General features: G+C 43.4%; 16 protein-coding genes. 5 read left to right on the top strand and 11 right to left on the bottom strand.

Translation table 11 applies throughout. The features are described from left to right. Positions 1-43: 43 nt before the first annotated feature. Both M1L62_RS26790 and M1L62_RS26785 read right to left on the bottom strand, forming a co-directional pair. Positions 44-1,987 (bottom strand): DUF3857 domain-containing protein, encoded by a 1,944-nt coding sequence (locus tag M1L62_RS26790; protein WP_254562734.1) that lies wholly within the window; start codon positions 1,985-1,987, stop codon positions 44-46. An 11-nt stretch (positions 1,988-1,998) separates the two neighbouring features. Beyond that, positions 1,999-4,065 carry a transglutaminase family protein gene (locus tag M1L62_RS26785; RefSeq protein WP_254562733.1) on the bottom strand — a complete coding sequence of 689 codons (2,067 nt, stop codon included), beginning with the start codon at positions 4,063-4,065 and terminating at the stop codon, positions 1,999-2,001. 208 nt (positions 4,066-4,273) lie between these two features. Here M1L62_RS26785 and M1L62_RS26780 point away from each other — a divergent pair, with 208 nt between their 5' ends. Continuing rightward, entirely contained in the window at positions 4,274-5,368 is a 1,095-nt protein-coding gene (locus M1L62_RS26780; protein WP_254562732.1) for a Gfo/Idh/MocA family protein, read from the top strand. Positions 5,369-5,451: 83 nt separating this feature from the next. Here M1L62_RS26780 and M1L62_RS26775 read toward each other — a convergent pair whose 3' ends face one another. Next, complete coding sequence (locus M1L62_RS26775; protein ID WP_254562731.1) at positions 5,452-7,575, bottom strand: FG-GAP-like repeat-containing protein; 2,124 nt, start codon at positions 7,573-7,575, stop codon at positions 5,452-5,454. A 516-nt stretch (positions 7,576-8,091) separates the two neighbouring features. Here M1L62_RS26775 and M1L62_RS26770 point away from each other — a divergent pair. From M1L62_RS26770 to M1L62_RS26755, 4 genes are all read left to right on the top strand, one after another. Beyond that, complete coding sequence (locus M1L62_RS26770; RefSeq protein WP_254562730.1) at positions 8,092-8,703, top strand: RNA polymerase sigma factor; 612 nt, start codon at positions 8,092-8,094, stop codon at positions 8,701-8,703. A 139-nt stretch (positions 8,704-8,842) separates the two neighbouring features. Continuing rightward, positions 8,843-9,847: a FecR family protein gene (locus M1L62_RS26765; protein ID WP_254562729.1), complete on the top strand. Its 1,005-nt coding sequence runs from the start codon at positions 8,843-8,845 to the stop codon at positions 9,845-9,847. Between the two features lie 179 nt (positions 9,848-10,026). After that, positions 10,027-13,530 (top strand): TonB-dependent receptor, encoded by a 3,504-nt coding sequence (locus tag M1L62_RS26760; protein WP_254562728.1) that lies wholly within the window; start codon positions 10,027-10,029, stop codon positions 13,528-13,530. Positions 13,531-13,568: 38 nt separating this feature from the next. Then, a complete protein-coding gene (locus M1L62_RS26755; RefSeq protein WP_254562727.1) occupies positions 13,569-15,140 on the top strand; it encodes a RagB/SusD family nutrient uptake outer membrane protein in 1,572 nt (523 codons plus the stop codon). 116 nt (positions 15,141-15,256) lie between these two features. Here the strand turns inward: M1L62_RS26755 and M1L62_RS26750 are convergent, their stop codons facing one another. The 8 genes from M1L62_RS26750 to M1L62_RS26715 all read right to left on the bottom strand — a co-directional run bounded on the left by M1L62_RS26750 (position 15,257) and on the right by M1L62_RS26715 (position 23,582). After that, complete coding sequence (locus tag M1L62_RS26750) at positions 15,257-16,039, bottom strand: TIGR00266 family protein (RefSeq protein WP_254562726.1); 783 nt, start codon at positions 16,037-16,039, stop codon at positions 15,257-15,259. A 66-nt stretch (positions 16,040-16,105) separates the two neighbouring features. Beyond that, on the bottom strand, positions 16,106-16,360 hold the full coding sequence (locus M1L62_RS26745) for a hypothetical protein (protein WP_254562725.1): 255 nt from the start codon (positions 16,358-16,360) through the stop codon (positions 16,106-16,108). A 122-nt stretch (positions 16,361-16,482) separates the two neighbouring features. Continuing rightward, positions 16,483-18,033, bottom strand: a complete 1,551-nt coding sequence (gene gltX / locus M1L62_RS26740) for a glutamate--tRNA ligase (RefSeq protein WP_254562724.1) — start codon at positions 18,031-18,033, stop codon at positions 16,483-16,485. Positions 18,034-18,171: 138 nt separating this feature from the next. Beyond that, positions 18,172-18,543, bottom strand: a complete 372-nt coding sequence (locus tag M1L62_RS26735; RefSeq protein WP_254562723.1) for a RidA family protein — start codon at positions 18,541-18,543, stop codon at positions 18,172-18,174. Between the two features lie 136 nt (positions 18,544-18,679). Then, entirely contained in the window at positions 18,680-19,210 is a 531-nt protein-coding gene (locus M1L62_RS26730; protein WP_254562722.1) for an acyl-CoA thioesterase, read from the bottom strand. A gap of 24 nt (positions 19,211-19,234) precedes the next feature. Further along, on the bottom strand, positions 19,235-20,089 hold the full coding sequence (locus tag M1L62_RS26725; RefSeq protein ID WP_254562721.1) for an outer membrane beta-barrel protein: 855 nt from the start codon (positions 20,087-20,089) through the stop codon (positions 19,235-19,237). A gap of 202 nt (positions 20,090-20,291) precedes the next feature. Beyond that, entirely contained in the window at positions 20,292-20,978 is a 687-nt protein-coding gene (locus M1L62_RS26720; protein WP_254562720.1) for a head GIN domain-containing protein, read from the bottom strand. A 78-nt stretch (positions 20,979-21,056) separates the two neighbouring features. Beyond that, positions 21,057-23,582 (bottom strand): PspC domain-containing protein, encoded by a 2,526-nt coding sequence (locus M1L62_RS26715; protein ID WP_254562719.1) that lies wholly within the window; start codon positions 23,580-23,582, stop codon positions 21,057-21,059. Positions 23,583-23,613 lie beyond the last annotated feature (31 nt).

The following is a 23,613-nucleotide window of genomic DNA, read 5'->3' as shown; positions in this document are numbered from 1 at the left end:
TAAATGATTCCGGTTAAATCCGGATTCTTATCACAACAGCGGTCTACATTTTGTTTTCAACAAAAACAACCTGCGCACGGTCAGCCTTTCTGATCTTTTTGACAAAATCGATCCATTTCGGATAGTCGGCTGCGGGGAAGCGACCGCCTTTCATTGATAATTTTCGGGTGTAAAAAAGGGTGTTGTTTTCGTAAACCGTTTTTACACTGTAAGAACCAAAAACGGATTCCACCTGAAAGGACGGAAGAGATGATTCCTGCTTCATTTCCTTGGGAATGTCAAAAGTTACACTGTCGGAATCTGTCAGGTTAAAATTTGTAAGCGGTAAATAAAAATCCTCTTTTCTTTCCTCTGTGTTGGTGGGAAGCTCAATCGATCGGGTCAATAAATTCGGCTTAACAAACAGTCTGGTACCTGTTCGTGTTGCACAGTTACGAACCTTCAAATCAATCTTTTCCGAAATTACCGGGACATTATCTTTCCCTTTTTCATATTCAAACTTTTCCAGTTCCATATCCGGCAATTCAAGATGGCTCAACAGCCATTTCCGCTGTTCCTCATGGTTGTAGTTATGCAAAAGGTTTTCGCGGGTTTCCTGCTGCAAGCCTCCATAAACCGTTTTGACCTGCAAATACCCATTTCCACTGGCCTCCATTTTCACTTTAATGTTACGATTCCGGATATTCTGAGGCGAATCATAATAATGGGTTTTTACCAATTTTCCACCTTCCGGCATAACAAGTAACGCTTGCCGATTACCGGTGAAAGAGCCCATAAAATTGGCCGCAGTCGTCTGACTTGTGCATTCAAGCCACATGGTATCTTTTTGAAGCACCACACAAGCTATCACGTGGTTGAACTGACTGCTCGGAAAGTCAAGATTCATTTCAGGTTCGTCCCCGGCCCTGATCAATGCTGCATGAGCTGTTATCCCCGCCTGTTTCAGAGACGCGATCATAAAATTGGTGAGTGCTTTGCAATCGCCATAACCTTTATTCGCTACGGTGGTTGCGTCAATGGTCTGCCATCCGCCAATACCAAGCTGAATACTCACATAACGGCTTCTTGACTGCATCCATTTATAGAGCAATAATACTTTTTCACGATCTGACTTCGCGTCCTTGATAATTGATTTGATCTCGGCAATCGTGGCGGCCGGTAAAGCATCGCGGTCCTTGTTCAGGGTGTAATAAAACTTACTCAAATCTTCCCACCGGTTAAAATTCCCGGTATATTCCTGAATCTCAAAATCGGAAGGAGCCGTCAGAACCATGGGTAAAAATTCATTATCCGGCAACGGGTAAGACACAGCTGAAACAACAGGTTGGTTTTTAAGCGTCCACTGGTATATCGGTGAGCCATCCGTATCAGCCGACTTCACAACTGTTGGCACTCCGTTGTATTCTTTGTATCTAAAAGTAAAACCGACCGGCGTCTTGATTTTGTACGAGGAGTACTCAACGGAGGCATTTTCCTTCGCCCGGGGTTTCCATTTCGGGTAAAACATCATATTCCGGTCGCGGATATCATAACTGAACTCGATGGTGTACGGATATGCGTAACTTTTCTTGCCAAAATTTGCGATCTTGATCCGTGCATCAGAAATATCGTCACCAGCCGCACCATACCCGAAATCCTGAATATCCGATCCTTTCAACTTTTTCACCTGCTTGCCTGAAGCGTCATAAATCGCACCGGACATATCGGTTATTTTCGTGAATTTGTCATAACCCACATACATTTCATTGTGCTCGTCCTCCCCTTTTTCATTAAGGATCGTAACCACAAAATGGTGATGCGACTTGGCTTCACTTTTCGAAAGGATTTCAAAATAATCCTCATCAACCCTGATCACCACATTGGCGTCTGTTAAAAGCACAGGGTTAATCCTGCCAAAACTGAAATCATTTTGCGCGCGTACCTGACTGGCAAAAATGGAAAATAACAAAAACGGACAAACCAACCGTTTTAAAACACTACTGATCATAATTAATTCGATTATTTCTTTTTCTTAATCACCAGTGTCTGCGTATGTTTCTGCACAATCCGGTCATAAAATTCACGAAGAATATCATACTCTTCGGCAGCAAATTTTGCTCTGTTGACCATGATCATACTGTTGACTTTAATTTCATTGTCAACCTGTTTTACCTGATAGGTAAATTTCCCGGCTTTTTCCGGTAAGGTAATAATTTCAATTTTAGGCACTTCTTCCAGATAATAACCCTCAGGTAGTTTATAATTTCCGATAAAGGATGTTGAATACCCGCTTGTAAAATCAATCGGATAAATGCGGGTGATGGCTTTAAAAGGATTTTCACCTACTCTTCCCACCAGCAAGGGGTTGAAGTAAAGAATATCAGGAGAAGAACTTTCGTTGTCAACTTCGAACGCACAATGCACTTCAACAGCCTCGCGTAATTTTTCCTTTTTGTTCACAATCTTCACACCGTTAATTTCCCACTCCGAAAATTGCTTTTTCAATTGATCCGGATAGGCATTTTCAGCTTCTGAAAGGTATTTCTCACGCCATCTCAGCGCCTCATACCCCGCCAAAGAAATCATGTAGCTACCTTTCAGTGTACCATCTGCGGGCGACAGCTCTGCATCGATCATTTCCAGTCTTGAAAGCGTCGTTTTTGTGCTCAGGTCCACGAAATATCCATTTCCTTTGTCGGGTACAACACGGCCTATTCCATTCAGTGCATGCTCTGGCAATATTCCCGGATAGCCATACCGCTGCGTCGCATCCAGCAAATATGCCTTCTCTCCGATTTTCGCTTGGCAAACAACATAGTTAAAACCTTCCAGCAAAGGTATAGCCTCATTAATCTGGCCATGAGAACGTGTGCTTAACGCCACCGGATCGCAGTCCAGGTCAAGCTCTCTCAGCAGACAGGTCAGCATCAGATTTATATCGCTTGCATTTCCTTTTTTATTTTCAAAAGCCTTTTTTACACCGTCCTTTGATACCACACCTCCATTTTCGTCCCATTTTATGTTTTGCTGGATATAAGCATAAGCCATTTCCAGTTTTTCGGCAGGATCAGAAGTCTTCCTGCTGATTTCTTCCTTGATCTCTTTTATAAAAGAATATCTTTTTAACTGTCCGCCAAAACCAGAACTCATCAAAAGAGTTTTATCGACATCTTCCCATTTGTGAGAATAAGTTTGGACAATTTCTCCGGGTATGCGCACGCTCGATAACTCGAAACTGATCTTCGACAGATAATCCGAAGGTGTTGTTATAAACGATTCACGGGAGAACGCGGGCGCATCCTTCATCACAAAACGATACGACATTCCATGGCCATCCAGTTTAGACAGTCCCATACTTACCGCCACTTCTTCCTTATCGGTGATGTAAAGCGGCACATAACCATTCATCGTAATTTTGTAGTACAGCGAATAAGGAATCGTGATTTTATACTCGCTCCACTTAAAAGGAATACTTCCCTGAAAACTCCAGGCATCCGGTTTGTCCTGATATTTAAGCGGCGTTGTTTTGGTGTAACAATACTCGATGATGGAGCCTTTCCTGACGTTCTGAAGATTAAATTTGTAGTTCCAGACTTTATCAGAAACCTTTTCTCTGACTACCGATTTTCTAGGCAGCTGAATCGTCTCGATATTGTTGCCAACCAGATTGTAGGTATATCCTGAAATGTCGGTGATGGATTCCTCAACATCATAACTGCCGCCGTCACCACATGGAATGGAAACAGAGGCACGGCTCAGTGCCGATTCTTTAAGGATTTTTATCCGGGTCCAGTATTTCATGGTCATTACAAGACCAACACGTTCCGAATAACTGAAATGTACTTCGCCGTAATCATAAAGCGAGACCGCCTCGGCAGTACTATCGCCCGAGTCAGCCGTCATATCCAGTGCAGCACGTTCAACGACACCAAGTTTGGGCTTAAAATCGACCCGGCCAGTCGCAGCAGCTTTCTGAGCGTGGACCCTGGTACCGCTAAAAAAAAAGTTTTGTACTAGAAAAATGCATAAGAGCACCTTAGCTCCCATGGTAATGGGAAAAATCAACTTCTTACTATAATAAAACATCTGAAAGAGGGAGTAATTTTGATGCAGTATGCAACCTTTAGTTCATTTAAAAAAACGTTTAGTCTAATTTTTCTATACTTTATTCACAAACCCAACAAAACACACTCACTTGTCTGAATCAGCATTTTTTCCCTAAACGGATTTAAATCGCTAATTTTGGCGTTCATATTCCTAATCAACCCAATTCCATTAAACATTAACATTTCGTATGTCTGCTTCAGTTAATGAAAATCCATTGCGCGTCCTTGTTGTCGGCTGTGGTAATATGGGTGCATCCCATGCAATTGCTTACCAGTTATCCGACGGTTTCGAAATTTGCGGTATCGTCTCAACAGGAAAAAGTAAAGAAGTTTTAAATGAAAAACTTGGTGGCGGTTATGCACTTTTCAGTGATTACGAAACTGCATTGAAAGAAACAAAACCTGATGCTGTCTGCATTTCCACTTATCCGGATACGCACGAAACATTTGCCATTCAGGCTTTGCAGCAGGGCGCCCATGTATTCATAGAAAAACCATTGGCGGCTTCGGTTGAGGGTGCCAGACGAGTTGTGGCTGCTGCCAAAGAGGCTGGCAAAAAAGTGGTAGTGGGTTATATTCTTCGCCATCATCCATCGTGGGAACGTTTTGTGCAGGAAGCGCAAAATATCGGAAAACCTCTCGTGATGCGTATGAACCTGAACCAGCAAAGCCACGGCTACATGTGGACGGTTCACCGTAACCTCATGAAAAGCCTTAGCCCGATTGTGGACTGCGGCGTACATTATATTGATGTCATGTGCCAGATGACGCGTTCGAAACCAATCCGTGTTAATGCGATTGGTGCGCGCCTGACCGACGCTATCCCGGCTGATAACTATAACTACGGACAGCTTCAGATCTGGTTTGAAGATGGGTCTGTGGGCTGGTACGAAGCTGGCTGGGGACCGATGATCAGTGAAACTGCATTTTTTGTAAAAGATGTGATCGGACCGAAAGGCTCCGTTTCCATTGTTGCGAAAGATGCTGGTGGAGCCGGAAAATCGTCTTCTGTGGAAGCACATACCAAAACAGAATCAATTCGTGTGCACCATGCGGCTTTGAATGAAAACGACGAGTTTGTTCAGGAAGATTCATGGATTAACCTGGAAGATGAGCCAGACCATCAGGAACTTTGCAACCGCGAGCAGGCCTATTTCCTGAAAGCGGTTAAAGAGGATATCGATCTTACCGATCACCTTCAGGATGCTGTAACGAGTTTACAAATTGCTTTTGCCTGTGACGAATCTGTTCGCAGCGGCGGAAGAGTAATTGACCTTGACTAAGAAATCTCCGGATGATTTTCCGGTATAAACTTTAAAAGGAACAAAAAACGGGTGTTCAGTAATGAGCACCCGTTTTTTGTTTACTAGTTATTGACCACAATTTTGTGCGTTATTATCTCTCCGTCCGCTTTGGTTACTTTCACGGCGTAAAGTCCGTTTTGAAATTTGTTCACCAAAATCGGATCGTCAGACTTCAATTCAGAATAATATACATTCTGACCATTGGCATTTACAATCTGAATATTTTTGATTTGTTCTCCGCCTTTGGTTTTGATCGTCAGTTGCCCCATTACCGGATTAGGATAAAAAGATATATCCGAATTGCCGGCAAACCGCACATTACGAATCCCGCTGAAAGCATAGGTCTGATCCTTATCAATCATTTTCAGGCGGTAATAATTGTTGCCTGAAAGCGGTTTTTCATCCTGAAAAGAATAGTCACGAACGCTGCTGCTTTCACCCGAGGCTGCGATCTGCCCGATTTTAGTCCAGTCTTTGGCATTCTGACTGCGCTGTATTTCAAAAAAACTGCTATTGATCTCAGAAGTTGTTTTCCATTTCAGCGCGACCAGGTTTTCCGTATTTTCAGCTGCAAAACTGATCAATGTTACTGGTAATGTGGATAATGTTTTGAAAGACTGTTCTGTCGAAAAAGGAGAACCTGAAAATCCCGGATCAATAGCCTGTACGCTCCAATAATAAGTTTTGTCGGGCGTCAATCCTGTCAAATCTGCTACAAGGGTTTGCTCTGCACCCGCTTTGACAATCTTTCTGAAGCCGTTGCTCTGGTCAGCCATCGGCCCGACGACATTCTGCCCGCCAGGTGTATCACTTACATACAAGTTATAGCTTAATCCTGATATCGTCTGGGTATCGAATGCCAGTTGCCAGTTTAATTTGGCACTTACATCAGTCACAGTAGCGAATAAGCCAGTCGGAGCGTCAGGAGGAGTATTTGCCAATAGACTCTGATTATTGTAAAGCTTGCTGTCCTGCCCTAAACTGCCTAAACCACCTGCCGTAAATAAATCCAGTTTCCCGTCGTTGTCAAAGTCAACCCAGGACGGTATAAAATCGGTTAATGTTGCCAAATAGGAAGGTAGTTCCGGTTTGCTAACAAAACCTGTGATTTCGTTACCGTATAAGGTGCTCACAGATGTGCTCGATCCAACCAGTAAAAGATCGCTGCGACCATCGTTATTATAGTCTCCCCAAAGTGCTTTGGTATAAGCCTGCCCGGTTACGTTCGGGATTAATTCGTTTGTCACATCAACAAAACCGGCAGTTGTATTGTGATAAAGCGCCGTAAAACCTTCTGCATTCTCGTTCTGCCCGGTGGCAATAAGATCCAGCCTGCCGTCATTATCATAATCTCCCCAGGCCACCGATGCTACATTAAGTCCGGGAAGGCCGGGTAACAGACTGGTGACTTCGACAAATCCAGCATCGCCATTTTGAAAAAGTTTGCTAAAAGGCCCTGTCGTATTTGTGTTACCGGTTATGATTAGGTCCTGACGACCGTCATTATCAAAATCACCCCAGGCTGTTGCGGTATATTGCAATGCTGTAAGAGTTGGAAGTTTACTAAATTCATCTACAAAACCTGTCGGGGTATTGCGGTATAATTTATTGACCTGCAAAGGAAGTCCAAAACCTGTCAGCATCAGATCCAGCCGTCCGTCGTTATCATAATCTACCCAGTCGATCGTGCCAAATGCCAATCCCGGCAAATCCGGCAAGATTGCCGACTCATCAACAAAGCCCCCGGGTGTGTTCCGATACAGCTTGCTTACAAACCCTGAAACATCGGCTCCGGTAAGCATCAGATCGAGCAGACCATCATTATCATAATCTCCCCAGGCCACCGAACCAAATTGTACATTCGGTAAATTGGTGAATAAGGTCGACTGATCAACAAAACCTTCCGGTGTATTGCGGTAAAGGATACTTTTCGTTCCCAAATCAGTACTTCCGGTCACCATCAGATCCAGCCGGCCATCGTTGTCATAATCACCCCAGGCCGTTGCGTTGAAAGTGAAACCCGGCAAATTTTCAAACCGGTCAGCTGTCACGTCCGTGAAACCCTGACCGTAACTCTTTCCCGCAATCAGCACAATTGCAGCCAGCAGAAATATCGAACAGGAATTTTTAAAATTTAAGAAGAGCCTACGTTTAACATGAGTAACAGAATCGACAACACGTTTCATAAATGAGGGTTAAAGTTGATAAATCATAAGTTGAGTTTTAGATCTGCACCAATCTGTTTTGATACCAAACCGGCTGATTCAAAAAAATAATTACAAAACCTGTAAAAATAAATACGACCGTTTTTCTCCTTTTTTAGTCAGAATGAAAAACAGCATTTAAAGCAGTATCAGCATTTTGTAGCCGATAACAAACATACGGTATAATTCATTAAAATTTTCTTTCCCAAAAAGCTTACCTTTTGAATATCAATAATATAATATTCAGGTATCTTATCCAAAGTTACAGAAGAGATTACTATGTGTTTTTGAGTTACTTACAAAAACAAAATCAGATAACGGTTACTAAAAGGCTGGCTGATTTTTTTTGCAAACGTTTGCATTGCCGTTTTAATCTTAAAATTAAAATACTATTTAAATATTCTATTTATTTATTATAATATTGCCATGCGGAATAAAACTTGGACGCCCGCGTGTTAAAGTTTTGTTGCCCTATCCTGACTAACAACTGTAAAATCTATGAGCACAAATAGGATTCAGTTTATGGAATTTAATGACGAGGAATTGTTCTCCGAAATTAAACTGGATAACCACCTTGCCTTCGAAGAACTGTACCGCCGGTATTTTTACAGGGTTCTTAATGATGCCTACAAAAGACTTCGTGACCGTGATCAATCGGAAGAATTAGTGCAGGAGCTTTTTGTGGCTATATGGCTAAAAAGACATCAAATTACAGTTGCTAAAACGTTTGATGCGTACATTCACACGTCTTTGCGCAATGCCGTGATCTCGTTTTTCCGCAAGAATAATAAGGTGGCCGAATATCCGGCAGACTATGCTGAAAAAGAAGCCGGCCATGCGACTTACGAAGAGATTGCTTACAACGACCTGAAAACTGCTTATGAGCAGAGCGTATCTGACCTGCCTGAGAAATGCCGGAACGTTTATGAGTTATTCGAAAGCGGATTATCCATCCAGCAAATTGCCAATGAAACCAACGTTTCGCCCAAGACGATCGAAAGTCATCTTTTAAAAGCACGGAATACGATCCGTCACCAGCTTCGCGATTATTCTATTTCCTGTATTTCCTTTTTTCTGACAGCCTTCGAGGAATATATTGACCTGATTTAACGGACCCAATATTATCAAATAAAAAAATTTAATCTTTTTTTATAATTCAACTAAGGTGTTGACCCCTCTCGCACGTCCTTGTACAAAAGCCCATATTTTGTACTAAATCAATTTATTATTATCCAAAACAAATTCATCTATGAAAAGAACTTCTATTTCATCTGACGTATTGGATAAATATCTGAATGGCACCTGCACACCGGAGGAGCGTGAGGAAGTTGAAAAATGGTACCAGTCATTTGAGAATACCCCAGATCTTGATACGGTTTTCCCCGAAACAAAAACGGGAAATTATTCGCGCTCAGTTTTTGAAAAGATCAAGTCCCAGATAAAACTGAGTGAAAGCGAAAGCAAGCGAAGCTGGAACATCAATATCTTCCGCCAGTGGCATTGGTACGTGGCAGCAACGGTAATGCTGGGCCTCGGAATCTCTTTTTTCTTTCGTAATAACCCATTATCAGAAAAACCTCAGCAAGCACCACTTGCCGAAAACACGACAAAATATCTCGAAAATAAAACAGACCAGATTTTGCTCCGGCGGCTACCCGACAGCAGCAAAGTATGGCTAAATCCGGGATCCCGGGTTTCTTACACCATCAGCTACGGCGAGAAGATCCGCGAAATAGTCCTCGACGGGGAAGCTTTTTTCGACGTTACCAGAAATACTGCCAAACCTTTTATAATCCACACAGGAAAAATGACGACAGAAGTTTTGGGAACAAGCTTCAACGTTCAGGCAAAAAAAGGCAGCAAACACTTCGAAGTATCAGTTGTCAGTGGAACTGTTGCCGTGAGCGGACCGGAAGAGAAACGGATTATCAAAGCAAAACAACAGGTTGAGTTTGATTGTCTGTCAGGAAAGTTAAATGAATTCAAACGCGCTTCAACTGCTCCATTCCAGATTTGGGAACCCGTTACAATCAATTTCGACTGGGCCTCTGTCAAGCAGGTTACGAGCACACTCGAAGAAATGTTTGCCATTCAGGTCGAATTCGAGAATGAAGCCATGCAAAACTGCTTCCTCCGCGCAGATTTCACCAACCTGAGATTACCCGTCATCATGGATCTTTTGTGCCAATCTACTGGTGCAACCTATACCATCAGCAATGGAACCATCCGCCTTTCCGGAGCAGGCTGTGAATAAAAAGCTTACCCTATAACTAATTACCGTCTTTTATTAACCTCTAAATCTAACGTATGACCAAAATCCCTACCTGTACTATTTGCTCCTGCCACAAGCAGGTTTTCGCCCTGGCTCATCTCCACTAATTAATGTGCATTGGATTGAGTAACAACATTTTCATAATTAAAGCAACCAACCGTATGAAAAGTAACAATACCAGAAAAAGCACGTCTCCGATCGGAACGATGCAAAAAACCTTACTAATGCTTCTAGCGTTATTGTGTTCCTTTGGAACCTACGCCAAGGACAGCCTTGAACAAAATCTGTTAAGTCAGAAAACAGAACTTGCACTTAAAGACGCAACGTTGAGAAGTGCATTGTTGCAACTGGAAACAACCACAAAAGTGCGTTTCATTTTCAGCAGCAAAGTGGTAAAGAACGAAATGAAAGTGACTATTAATGCCAAAGCAAAAGCGTTGTCAGAAGTTTTGGACGAAATGCTTGCGCCGCACGGCATTCTGTACAAAGTGATGGAAAACCAGGTTGTGTTATATCAGGGCAACAAAGTTGGTATGAACACAATTTTGGCAGAAAAGATAAACATTAATGCGCTGGCAGCCAGAAATGCTGACAGAACCGTAAAAGGAAAAGTTACAGACAAGGAAAAAGGTGAAGGCCTTCCTGGTGTAAACGTGGTTGTGAAAGGAACAAGCACTGGTACTACAACTGACGGAAGCGGTAACTACACCCTGTCTGTACCTGAAAGCGGAGCTGTTCTTGTATTCAGCTTTGTGGGATACGTTAGTCAGGAAATGGCGGTAGGAAACCGTTCAGTACTTGATATTTCCATCGAATCTGATACAAAAGCATTGAGCGAAGTGGTTGTTATCGGTTACGGTACTGCCAAGAAATCAGATTTAACAGGTTCAGTTGGTTCTGTAAAAGAAGAGCAATTGAAAGAACGCCCTTCTCCATCGCTTAACCAGGCATTATCAGGAAAAGTATCAGGGGTTCAGGTAAACGTGAACTCAGGTCGTCCGGGTGGTAGAAGTAATGTACGTATCCGTGGTTTCAGTTCTATCAACTCTTCAAACAACCCATTGTATGTTGTTGACGGAGTTATGCTACCACAAGGAACACAAAACCAGTACAGCTCTGCAATTGACTACATCAACCCAAACGATATCGTATCGGTTGAAGTTTTGAAAGATGCATCGTCAACTGCAATTTATGGAGCAAGAGGTGCTAACGGTGTAATTTTGGTTACAACGAAAAAAGGAAGATCAGGAGAAGGCATCGTGACCTATAACGTAGATATCAGTATTCCTACGATTGGTCCAAAAAGACCTCACGTTTTAAACGCGAAAGAATATCTTGCTGTTGAAGATCTTGCCTATAAGAACATTGCAAAATACGATCCTGCCGGATGGGCTGCTGGTAAATACACCAACCTTAACCCTGTAACCCGCAGAACAAAACTAAGAAATGAGCATCCGGATGTTTTTGATGCAAACTTAAACCCGATGTATGACACAGACTGGTTTAAAGAGGCAACTCAAAACAAAATCTCTCAAAACCATCAGTTAGGTTTCAGCGGTGGTAATAATAAAACAACCTACTCGCTTTCTCTTAATTATCGTGACGATTTAGGTTTGATCCAGAAATCATTCCTGAAACGTTATGCAACACGTTTCAGCATAGACGATCAGGTGAAAAGCTGGCTAAAAGTTGGTGCAACACTTAGCTACAACAACCAGGCTGAAAACATCGTAGATATCAACGATGCTGTGGCACGCCAGATGGTAGAGGATTTCCCTTTCCTGCCTGTTAAATACCCTGACGGAAAATTCGCTAACAACCGTGACTACGATCAGGCTGAAGGTTCTTTTAGCTCAATTCACAGATTGAACGGTCGCAGATACAACGTTAACACACAAACTACACTTGGAAGTTTGTACGGTAACCTTACACTTGCAAAAGGACTTGAATTGCGTTCTATTCTGGGTATCAACATCGTTAACCAGGAAGTTAATCAGTCGCAGACACGTACACTGGCTATTTCAGAATCAGGTACTGCAAGCAAGGATAACAGAAAAGAAACTTTCTGGTCATGGGAAAACTACCTGACTTACAACAAAACGTTTAACGGTATCCATGCAATTAACGCACTTGCCGGTATTTCATGGCAGGAAACGAACGTAAACACTTCAGGTGCAAGTGTTCGTAATTTTGCAACGGATTATTTCAGTTATGAAAACCTTGGTGCTGGCGCAACTTTACCAGGTGTTGGATCTGGCGCATCACGTTTTGCATTTAACTCGTACTTCGGTCGTGTTAACTATACATTGAAAGAAAAATACCTGTTTACCGTAACAGGACGTGCGGATGGTTCTTCTAAATTCGGGAAAAACCACAAGTTTGCATTCTTCCCATCAGCTGCCTTGGCTTGGAAAGTATCTGACGAAGAATTCCTGAAAGCGAATCCGATCATTTCTAACCTGAAAATCCGTACCAGTTATGGTTTGACAGGTAACTCGGAAATCCCGCCATATTCTTCTCTTTCGCTGCTAAGCTCTACTTATGCTACTGTTTACAACGATGCAAAGGTGAGTGGAACGGGTATCAACAGATTGGCTAACCCTGATTTGAAATGGGAAAAAACAGCCCAAACCGATGCAGGTGTTGAAATCAGCTTCCTGAAAGGCAGAATTTCTGTTGAAGCAGATTATTATTACAGAAAAACAACCGACATGCTTTTGGATGCACCAGTACCTCGTACCAGTGGTTACGCTGTAATCAGAAAGAACATTGGTTCTATGCAAAACAAAGGGTTTGAATTCACTCTTAATACAACCAACATTGAGAGAAATGACTTCACATGGACAACCAGCTTCAATATTTCTTTAAACAGAAATAAAGTGCTTTCTTTGGCAACACCATCGGATATCTTCGGAGTAGGTGGTCCTAACTTTACAAACCAGACAGGTATCATCCGTATCGGACAGCCGGTAGGTTCTTTCTGGGGATTGACACGTTTGGGTACATGGAGCGAAGCGGAAAGAGATCAGGCTGCTAAATTTACCAGCTATCGTAACAACCTTACCATGCTTCCTGGTGATATCAAATACAAAGATGTTAACGGAGACGGCGCCATTACAGATGCTGACCGGAGCATTATCGGAAATGGTAGTCCAAAAGGATGGGGTTCATTCTCGAACACAGTTCGTTTCAAAAGCTTTGATTTGACTGTTGACCTTGCTTACTCTTACGGAAACGATGTATTGGATATGACGCTTCACCCAAGTGAAGACCGCGTTTCTATCGCAAATAGTTATACAACCGTATTGAACGCCTGGACACCAACAAACCAAAATACACCGGTTGCTGAAATTCGTGAAACAAGAGCAGGTTATGTTACAAACGTAGATTCGCACTGGGTTTTTGACGGATCATTCCTAAGAGGTAGAAACCTTCTTTTGGGCTACAATTTCCCATCAGATGTGATTAGCAAATTGAAACTTAGCAAACTTAGACTTTATCTTTCTGCTCAGAACTTCTTCTTGCTGACAAAATACCCACACGGCGATCCTGAGGTTACTCCAACAAACGGTGACCAAAACAGTAACGTGTTTTCACAAGGTATGATCTGGCATGGCTATCCAAAACCAACTACTTACATGGCTGGTTTGCAGATTGCATTTTAACAAGCGGATTAATTTATTAAATCAAAACAACATTGATTATGAAGTTATATAATTTAAAAAATGTAGCCAAGATACTTCTTTGTGGATCCATTTTGCTTGGCCCTACGAGTTGCTCTGACTTCCTTGACGAATCCGATCCGTCAAACTTAACGCCGGAAAGTTTCTACACGATTCCTGATCACGCAGAGGCGGCAGTTGCTTCAATCTATGCAGGGATGCGTTTCTATGGTGACGGAGCTGGTATTTTCTCGGCTAACTGGCAGATGCTGGAAGCTGTTACAGGAACAGCTACGACGGAAACAGGACAGAATTCAGATTTGAATAACCTGTATTCATTGACGTACGATGGAAACACGGCACATATCGTAAACTGGTGGAACGGATTGTACAGAATGATCGCCAATGCAAACCTTGCCTTGGAAAAAATCCCAACCATCCCGTTCCTTGCTCCGGCTACGGATGCACAGAAAACAAAACTTATCGGCGAAGCTCGTTTCTTACGTGCGTGGGCTTATTTTAATGCGGTAAGACTTTGGGGTGATGTTCCTTTGGTAACAAAACCTCAGACTGCAACCTCAGAAGATTTCAGCCCAACACGTACATCTCAGGAAGAAGTTTACAAACTGATTGTTGAAGATTTGCTTGCAGCAGAAGCTGCCGGTTTGCCTCTTAATGAAACAAGCGGACGCGCTACCCAAATTGCAGTGAAATCTTTGTTGTCAAAAGTATACCTGACAATGGCTGGTTTCCCGCTTAAAAAAGGAGCAACGCATTACAAGCTTGCTGCCGATAAAGCACAGGAAGTTATCACTTACGCGACTGCCAATCCAACGCTTGTAAATCTGTTTACAACATACAAGCAAGTGCATCAGGAAAACCTGAAAAACCGCATGGAGCATATCTTCCAGATCCAGTACAATATCGCAGTAGCTGGTAACCCGCTGGGAGATTACTATCCGAACTTTAAACCTGTTACTTTCTCAGGACCAGGTGGAACGGGCAGCACGGTACCAACGCGCACATTTTATGATTCTTATGAAACAGGTGACTTGCGTGCAAAAGATCAGGAAGGATATTTCTACACGTCTTACTTTACAAACGGAGATGGTGCTCCTTTCCAACTTGGCGCTCCTTACGTTTTCAAACATTTCAACCAGACTGCAAATGGCTCACAAGGCGTGCCAGGTACTAAAAACAATAACCTGAACGTGCCTTTGATTCGTTACGCAGAGGTGTTACTTATTTTTGCAGAAGCTCAGAACGAATTAGGCGCACCAACGCAGGCTGCTTACGATGCTTACAAAAAGGTACGTGACAGATCTACTTTGACAACACCTGGTTTGGGAACATTTACCCAGGCTTCATTCCGCGATGCGGTATTGAGAGAACGCTGGTACGAATTCTGCTATGAAGGAATCACCTGGTTTGACATGGTTCGCTTACGCAAAGTGTTCAATGAAAAAACAAAAGGATTTGATGATTTCGTAGGTCACCTTAACCTGAACGTAGGATCCGGTGTGGCTTTGAAAGAAAAACACTTGTTATTCCCTCTTGGAATCCAGGAGATGCTTAATAACCCGAACCTGAAACCTCAGAACCCTGGTTATTAATATTTAAATCAAAAACACCGGTAGGAGTCAGCTCCTGCCGGTTACGTAAAAAGAGCTGCTCCGAATCAAATCAGAGCAGCTCTTTTGCTTATATCAGTGGTGATGTTAGATCAACCCTACTGGCCTTCAAACAAACTTCCCAGACCGCCGATGACCGAACCGCTTTCTTTTCGTGAGTTAGGTCCGCCCACAGCCAGTCGCTGAATCAATTTAGAGATCGGCATGGATTGTATCCACACACGTCCGGTTCCGCGAAGCGTTGCCAAAAACATACCTTCACCACCAAAAACCATCGATTTCAGACTACCTGAACGTTGGATATCGAAACTCAGCGACTGTTCAAACGCAACGACACAACCCGTATCCACGCGAAGTGTTTCATTGTTAAGCTGACGCTCAATAACCACACCGCCAGCGTGAACGAAAGCCATCCCATCGCCTTTGAGTTTTTGAAGAATAAATCCTTCACCACCAAAAAGACCCGAGCCAAAACGCTGGTTAAAGTGAATCTTCATGCTTGTGCCCAATGCTGCACACAAAAATCCGTCTTTTTGCACGATCAGTTCATTACCATAAATTTTAGAAAGATCAATCGGCATGACCGTTCCCGGATATGGCGCTGAGAAAGCAACCTTTTTCTTGCCTACACCACGGTTCGTAAAATGCGTCATGAAAAGAGATTCACCGGTAAGAACGCGGGTTCCTGCCTGAAAAATCTTACCCATAATACTTTGATTGGCCTCAGATCCATCCCCCATCTTGGTTTCAAACTGAATACCATCTTCCATAAAAAGCATCGCACCGGCTTCGGCGATCACGGTTTCATTTGGATCGAGTTCTATTTCCACGATTTGGATATCGTCGCCGATAATCTTGTAATCAATTTCGTGTGAGATCATTTAGCTTTAAAAGTTTATATGTTGTAAGTAAATCACGCAGGTATGCCGTAAACAACCATTACTTCCCTATTCCTCTTCTTCCTCCTCCTCGGTTTTCTTAGCCTTGGATTTTTTCGTTTTCCTTCCCGGAATATCCTCCCGGTCACGAAGTTTCTTATCATCCACATTTTTATTCAAAAACTGGTTGATACGATCCATATCGAAACTGGTCGTGATCTCACCAAATGAATTGATTTGGATATCGAAACCGTCCAGATCTTTGTGCACGCGAGGTTTCTCGTTTGCAGGCTTCGCAGCGTCAGGTTGTTTCTTTTTGGCCATAATTTTTATTGGCTATCGGCCCTTCCTTTCGGTTTCAGGGCCAGTAAAATAAATTACTGTTACGAAATTATATCACCGCATATCGATTGCCAAAGCAAATTGATCGAACGGTTATTTTACAGTTATGCCAGGCGAATTTGGGCAGGCAAACGGTCTAGTGCCTGGGTTAGCCTGCCTATAACTTCCTCTTTGCCCAAAATCTCCATGATCACCATCAGATCAGGGCCAGCCCCTGCACCGGTTACGGCAAGGCGCAACGCCTGCATGATTTTCCCCATCTTAATCCCTGATGCCTCCATTTTATCGGCAAGCACATGTTTGATATGATCTGCAAGAAAATCACCTTCAAATCCTTCAAGAGCATCTTTGAAACCGGAAATTGCGTTAACAGCTTCCTCATTCCATTTTTTCACAGCTACATCCTGATCATAAACTTCCGGTGCACTGAAAAGGAACACCGATTCTGCCACAATCTCTTTGGTAAAATGTACGCGGTCTTTCAGCAAATGCACAATCTGAAGCACCTGCTCATCACTCACAGCAATACCCTTTGCAGCATAAAGCGGTTTGATTTCAGCAACAATCGAAGCATCGTCTTTTTGTTTCAGATATTGCTGGTTAAACCAGTTTGCTTTCTGGATATCAAATCTTGCACCCGCCTTGTGAACACGCTCAAAACTAAAAGATTTGATCAGTTCATCCATACTGAAAATTTCCTGTTCAGTTCCAGCATTCCAGCCCAAGAGCGCAAGGAAATTGGCGGTTGCCTCAGGTGAATACCCCTCTTCACGGAATCCTTTCGCGATATCACCCGTTACCGGATCCGTCCATTGCAATGGAAAAATCGGGAAACCGCCAAGATCTGCATCACGTTTTGAAAGTTTTCCATTTCCGTCAGGTTTCAATAGCAACGGCAAGTGTGCAAACTGCGGCATCGTACTTTCCCAGCCCAAATATCTGTAAAGCAAAACGTGCAGGGGAGCAGACGGAAGCCATTCTTCCCCGCGGATTACATGCGTGATTCCCATCAGATGGTCATCGACAATATTGGCCAGGTGATACGTCGGCATCCCATCCGATTTAAGCAACACCTTATCATCAATCTGCGACGAATGAACCACAACCCAACCACGGATCAGGTCATTGAAACGGATATCTTCCTTTGGCATGATCTTCATCCGGATCACGTAAGGATCACCGCTTTCAAGACGTGCCTTCGTTTCTTCCGGAGAAAGCGTCAGAGAATTTTTCATTTCCAGACGCGTAATTGCATTGTACTGGATCGCCGCCACTTTCGCTTCTTCCAGGCGCTTGCGCATGGCGTCAAGTTCTTCGGGGGTATCAAATGCATAATAAGCCTTGCCGTCAGCAATCAGCTTTTCTGCATATTCAAGGTACATTGGTTTTCTTTCCGACTGGCGGTAAGGTGCATGCGGCCCTCCTGTCTGAGGTCCTTCATCAATCTCGATGCCAAGCCATGCGAGTGCCTCCAAAATATATGCTTCCGCACCCGGCACATAACGGGTTTGGTCTGTATCTTCAATACGAAGCAACATCTGACCACCTTGCTGGCGGGCAAACAGATAATTATATAATGCCGTGCGGACACCTCCGGCGTGGAGCGGGCCTGTTGGGCTTGGGGCGAATCTCACCCGAACTGGTAACTTAGTCATTATTTCAACATTAACTTAAAAATATATCGGTCGTGAACTGGTCATTCATTGCCATTCGTCGTCATTTATTGTCAGCAAAACCTGACAAACCTTAACTACTCCTGACTACCTTTTTGATAATTCCCCGACCACAATTGATTACAACTCTACTGCAATCACCGAGATTTCAACATTCACATCTTTTGGCAAACGTGCAACCTGAACTGTTTCGCGGGCAGGAGGATCACTGGTAAAAAACTGGCCGTATACTTCGTTCACTACCGTAAAGTCGTTCATATCTTTTAAAAAGATATTCGATTTCACAACGTTCTCGTAACCAAAGCCGGCTGCTTTAAGAATGTGTCCGATGTTTTCCATCACTTTCCCCGTTTCTACTTTGATACTTCCCGACTGAGAAGCTTCAAAAGCGATTTGTCCTGAAACATATAAAGTGTTGTTCACTTTTACAGCCTGGCTGTACGGGCCGATTGGAGCCGGAGCTTTGTCCGAAAAAATAATCTCTTTTGCCATATTATGATAAAGAATGAGAGCTTTTTGAAAAATAATTCTCTTTTAAGCGCTTTGTAAAGTCGCAGCTGATACCCGGACTTTTTACCAACAACTGCCGGTTGCTTAAGATTTGGCAAAATTACCAAAAAAAGATCGGTTATGGCTTTTCTTCCCCTAATTCAAATAATGCTTTTAGCTCGGTAGCATCGGCGGGCTTCATACGACCTGCCAAAACAAGCCTCAACTGGCGGCGACGCAAAGCACTGACGAACAATTCTTCATCTTCCTTAGACTCCGGCAAAAGCGGCGGCACTTCGATCGGCCGGCCGTTTTGATCAACCGCAACAAATGTGTAAAAGGCGCGGTTTGTACTCACACGTAGCCCGGCAGGGATATCTTCCGCCCACACTTCCAGATACACTTCCATCGAAGAGTTAAAAGCGCGGGTAACACGGGCGTGCATCGTCACAATATTCCCTAAACGAATGGGTTCCGTAAACGAAACATTGTCCACAGAAGCCGTTACCACGATACGGTTTGAATGTTTTTGAGCCGAGATGGCCGCACAAATATCCATCCAGTGAAGCAAGCGCCCTCCCATCAGATTATTGAGCGTATTGGTATCGTTGGGAAGAACCATTTCTGTCATGGTTACCTCCGATTGCTGAGGGGTCTTGGCTTTTAACATCAGATTTATTTTCAAAAATACATTTTATTTAAGTCGTGGCGTACGGACATTCCTGCGCTCGTGGGCCTCCTTTTTTGTGCCAATCAGATAATTGACGCGAAGCTGTAAAAACAAATATTTATCATTGTTACCCGGATTGCCGCGATGCCATCCTGCTTCCTGCCTGGGCGCTCCAATTTCCGAAGAACGGTCCGAAAGTCGTCGTGCGATATCACTTGACAAAGTTGCCGGATCTGGATAAACTGTGCTGACATCATCCAGATAATCAGAATTTACGAAATTGTTACACAACTCTCCTCCGATACTCCACCGGTCCGCAACCTGCATGGAAATCCCTATTCCGGCCATAAAAACCAGTGGTAACCGGTTATATTTTACGCCCTCTGTACGCAAAGGGGCAAGACTTCCTCTTCGGCCATCAAGCTTGGCTGTCGGTGTCATGTAGGTAACACCTACGCCTCCAAAAAGATAAGGATTGATCTTCGCGTGCTGGTTATACTCAAACAGGTCTGCCTGAAATCCTATATTCAAATCAGGGTTAGTGGCTTTGAACGAAAGATTTTGCTGGTATTTGGGTGTATATTTCTGGTCGGCAGAAACCTGGTAAAACCTAAGCTCTCCCCGGGCGCTGAAATGTTCGGTTAATCTGTATAAGGCTCCGATCGAAACAGACGGCCCCAGTCCCAAATGCCGGTTGATCTTACCGCCTCGTAAATCGCCCATGTAATATGCAATACCAGCTCCGCCAGTCACGCTGAAAACGCCAAATGGCGGCATATAACGTTTAACGGATTGCGCCTTGACTGACCCGGCAAAAAACAAGGGAAGAAAAATCAAACAAAGTAACGCACGTCTCATCGAATATAGATAACTCATCATCAAAGTTAAAAATTGTGAAATGCCTGGATGTAAAACATCAGGCGGACAATTTTTCTAAATATTTTAAATCAGGCTGCTAAGTTAAGCATGTCCATAAATATATTCCTATCAATTTGTTGCTCCTGATTTTCATTAAGGCTATAAAACAGAATAAGCCGGACGAGGCCGGCTTATTCTGTTTACTTGACAACAAATATTTTTCTCAATCCCTCTTCACAGAACTGGCTCCTGAGGTATTGGAATGAATATCCTTCACACTTCCGCCATAACGGATTCTGCTGGCACCGCTTGCATCGGCATGGATGGATGAATTTGCCATTACATAGGCACTGCTCGCTCCCGAAGCATCGATATTAACTTCTTTGGCAGGGAAATTTTCTCCTTTGAAAGAAGAAGCGCCTGAAACTTCGCCGTTTAAAATATCAGTCTTACCAACAATCGTCAGTGAAGATGCACCCGACAATTCGAAAGAGACCTTTGGAGCAGAAAAATTCATGTTTACACTTGACGCTCCGGAAACTTCAATCGCCATAGTCTTCGAATCCGGGAAATTCCCTACCTGCGCTTTTGAAGCGCCAGAAAAATCGACCGCTTCAAGCGTTGGCATCGTGATATTGATGTTGACTGTTTTACGGTTTTTGTTCCAGTTATTTCCGCGATATCCAATTTTCAGAACACCCGAAACAACTTTTGCTTCCAGCTCTTTTACATCATCGCTTTGTCCGGAGGCGGTTACGCTAAACTGATTCCCCTGTTTTACATCGATTTTAAATGAGCTTCCCATGGCCAGTTTATTAAAACCGGAAAGATTGAAAGTCCGGTTTTCCTGGGCAAAAGCTATTGCTGTTGATAATAAACATGCGATTCCAAACAAAAATAATTTTTTCATGACCTCTATTCGTTTATGTTTTGGTTAATGTGAATGAATGATGCTAAATCTGTTTCAGAGGTTGCATCCATCGTTACATTATTGCTGAACATTCACTTCACTTGCACCGCTAAGATCTTTTTTGATATTAGCCACCCTTCCAAAATCTGCCTTTGAAGCTCCCGAGGCATGTATATCCACATTCTGAATGTTCATGCCCGTACCCTCAACCTTGCAGGCACCTGATAAATCTGCCTCTACTGACTTTGCGGTTCCCTTTAAAGTGGCTTTGGATGCTCCTGAAAGTCCCAGTGTCAACTCATTCGTTTCAACATCAATCTCAGTTTTGGAAGCACCGGAAACATCCACATCAAGTTTCGAAAGTCCTGTAAAACCTGATATCCGCGTTTTATTGGCCCCCGACAAGGAAACTCCTTCAATGGTTGGCATGGTGATCACGATTCCTATTCTTTTCCAGTCGTTGTTGAAAAGGCGGAAGGGAGAACTGCGTTTTACTCTTAAAACACCACCTTCTTCATAAATTTTCAGATCGTCCACATCTTTTTCTTCACCATCGGCTGACACATTAAACTCCGCGCCCTGCTTCACAATGACCGAATAAGCACCGCCAATGTCTATTTTCTTGAAATCTTTAACCGGGAATTGTTTGATATAAGTACCACGCTCGCCAAGATCCAGATCGCTGTTCTCATCATCGTAAGAATAGGAATTGTTGTTATTATTCTCGTCTTCCTTGCGTATATATTTTTCAGGAATATTGATACAAACCAATCCCGAATCACGTTTGATCGTCCAACGCAGCTGATCCCAGTTCACATTATCGTCATTGAAATCATATTTATCCAAATGATGGTTGTTGCCATACCAGTGCGAAATAGAATACCATAAACCACGGGTGATGATAAACTGCTTGCCGTACGGAATATTCAGGGTCAGATCAATTTGCTGATCACGGAACGGGCCATCTTTGGTTATAGACGGGCCTTCATGGAAAAGCACCACCGAATCTTTAATCGTCAGGTCATAATTGATCTCCGACGCAAGCTGCCGCGCAATTTCCTTTGTCCGGCCTCTCGACATCATCTTTTTGTCAAGCTTCAGGCTATCGGCACCGTTATAACCGGCCAGTCTGATGTCTATATCGATATTTTCATCTTCGTCGTAATCCGTTTCGTCCAGTGTAAGTGTCCCGGCTGGCATTGCGTAATAAACGGATTGAGAAAATTCACCGCGTCTGGCAAAGTTCTGCTGATAAGCTACACCCTGAACCGTCGCCACGACAATACCTACAATCCATAATCCTAACAAAGTGAGCCAGACAGTGCTGCCAACTATTTTCTTGTTTGACAAAAGTGTTAATCCCAATAAAAGGAAGGTGATCAACGGGATTGCCGACACCAATAACCCGGACAGAACAAGACTGGAAGGAATTTCTCTAAAAATACGGAATGGCAATGGCATACCATCAAACGTGGATACGGTCGTGAACCCAAACAATGCAGCCCCGCAAACTACCAGGGCAAACAATGAAAGTACTGCAATAGCAACCAAAAGCACACCGATCATGATCCTAAGCACCGGCCCAAGACCTTGTAACAACTTCCCCAACGCCCCGATGATCAACGCGATCGCACGGAAAGGGAAAAGTAAAATTTTAGTCACGGGATTTTCTTCGCCTCCCTTATCATCCAGATTAAGACTTTGCTTAATGTTGGATTCGATATTGGAAAGCGTGATAGGCTCCCCCTGCATTTCCATCTTTTCGGTAAGCGTATTGGCCGCCGGAGCTATGATCCACAATACGATATAGATCAAAACCCCTGTTCCAAAAAGAAATATGGAAAGTACCCAAAGAAAACGCACCACACCCAGATCCACACCGAAATAAGAAGCTACACCGGAAGCTACACCACCTACAACCTTACGGTCGGGGTTACGGTAAAATTTCTTGATTTTCGTATCCTCTTCCAGCGTGGTTGATCCCGGAAATGCAATCCACATCGCGATGTAAACCACGACCATAAATCCGGATAACGGACCAAGTTCGTCTTCTAGGTTAAGATCCATCATACCCGAACCGGCAGGCAAACCAATCACGGCGAACAAAAACGCCAGCCTTACCCAAAGCGGATCGATTGTGAAATAATGGCCTAACCCTGCTGCAACACCGCCCACAAGTTTGCGGCGAAGATCTCTGTATAATTTTCTCGGATTTACTGATGTTTTGTTTTCAGCTTTCGGAGCCCCCGAAGCTGCTGTATAAGTTTCCTGTTTTGGGCTCTCTGTTTTTGGCTGAGCGGTTTCAAGCGGATCGGCGAAGATATCTTCCGACTGCTCGATCGCTTCAAAGTCTGCAACAGTACCCATCGCAGCGATCAGTTCATCTACATCTGCAAGGGAAATAACCTGTTTGTTTTCCGCTTTTTGTTTGTTTAAAAAACGCTCTGCAATCCGTCCCTCAATATCCGAAAGAATTTCTTTGCTGTCAGCGAAGGCAGAAAAGTACTTCTGTATGGAATTAAGATAGCTTTTCAGCTTTTCGTATCCGTCCTCCTCGATGTGGAAGATGACACCGCCTATATTAATACTGATTGTCTTTTTCATGATTGAAATAATCGAAGGTCTTTAAATGATC

The organism is Dyadobacter diqingensis (genome assembly GCF_024220585.1).
Classification (GTDB): domain Bacteria; phylum Bacteroidota; class Bacteroidia; order Cytophagales; family Spirosomataceae; genus Dyadobacter; species Dyadobacter diqingensis.
Note: the sequence above shows the minus strand (reverse complement) of the source record. Positions and strands in the feature narration are given on the sequence as shown.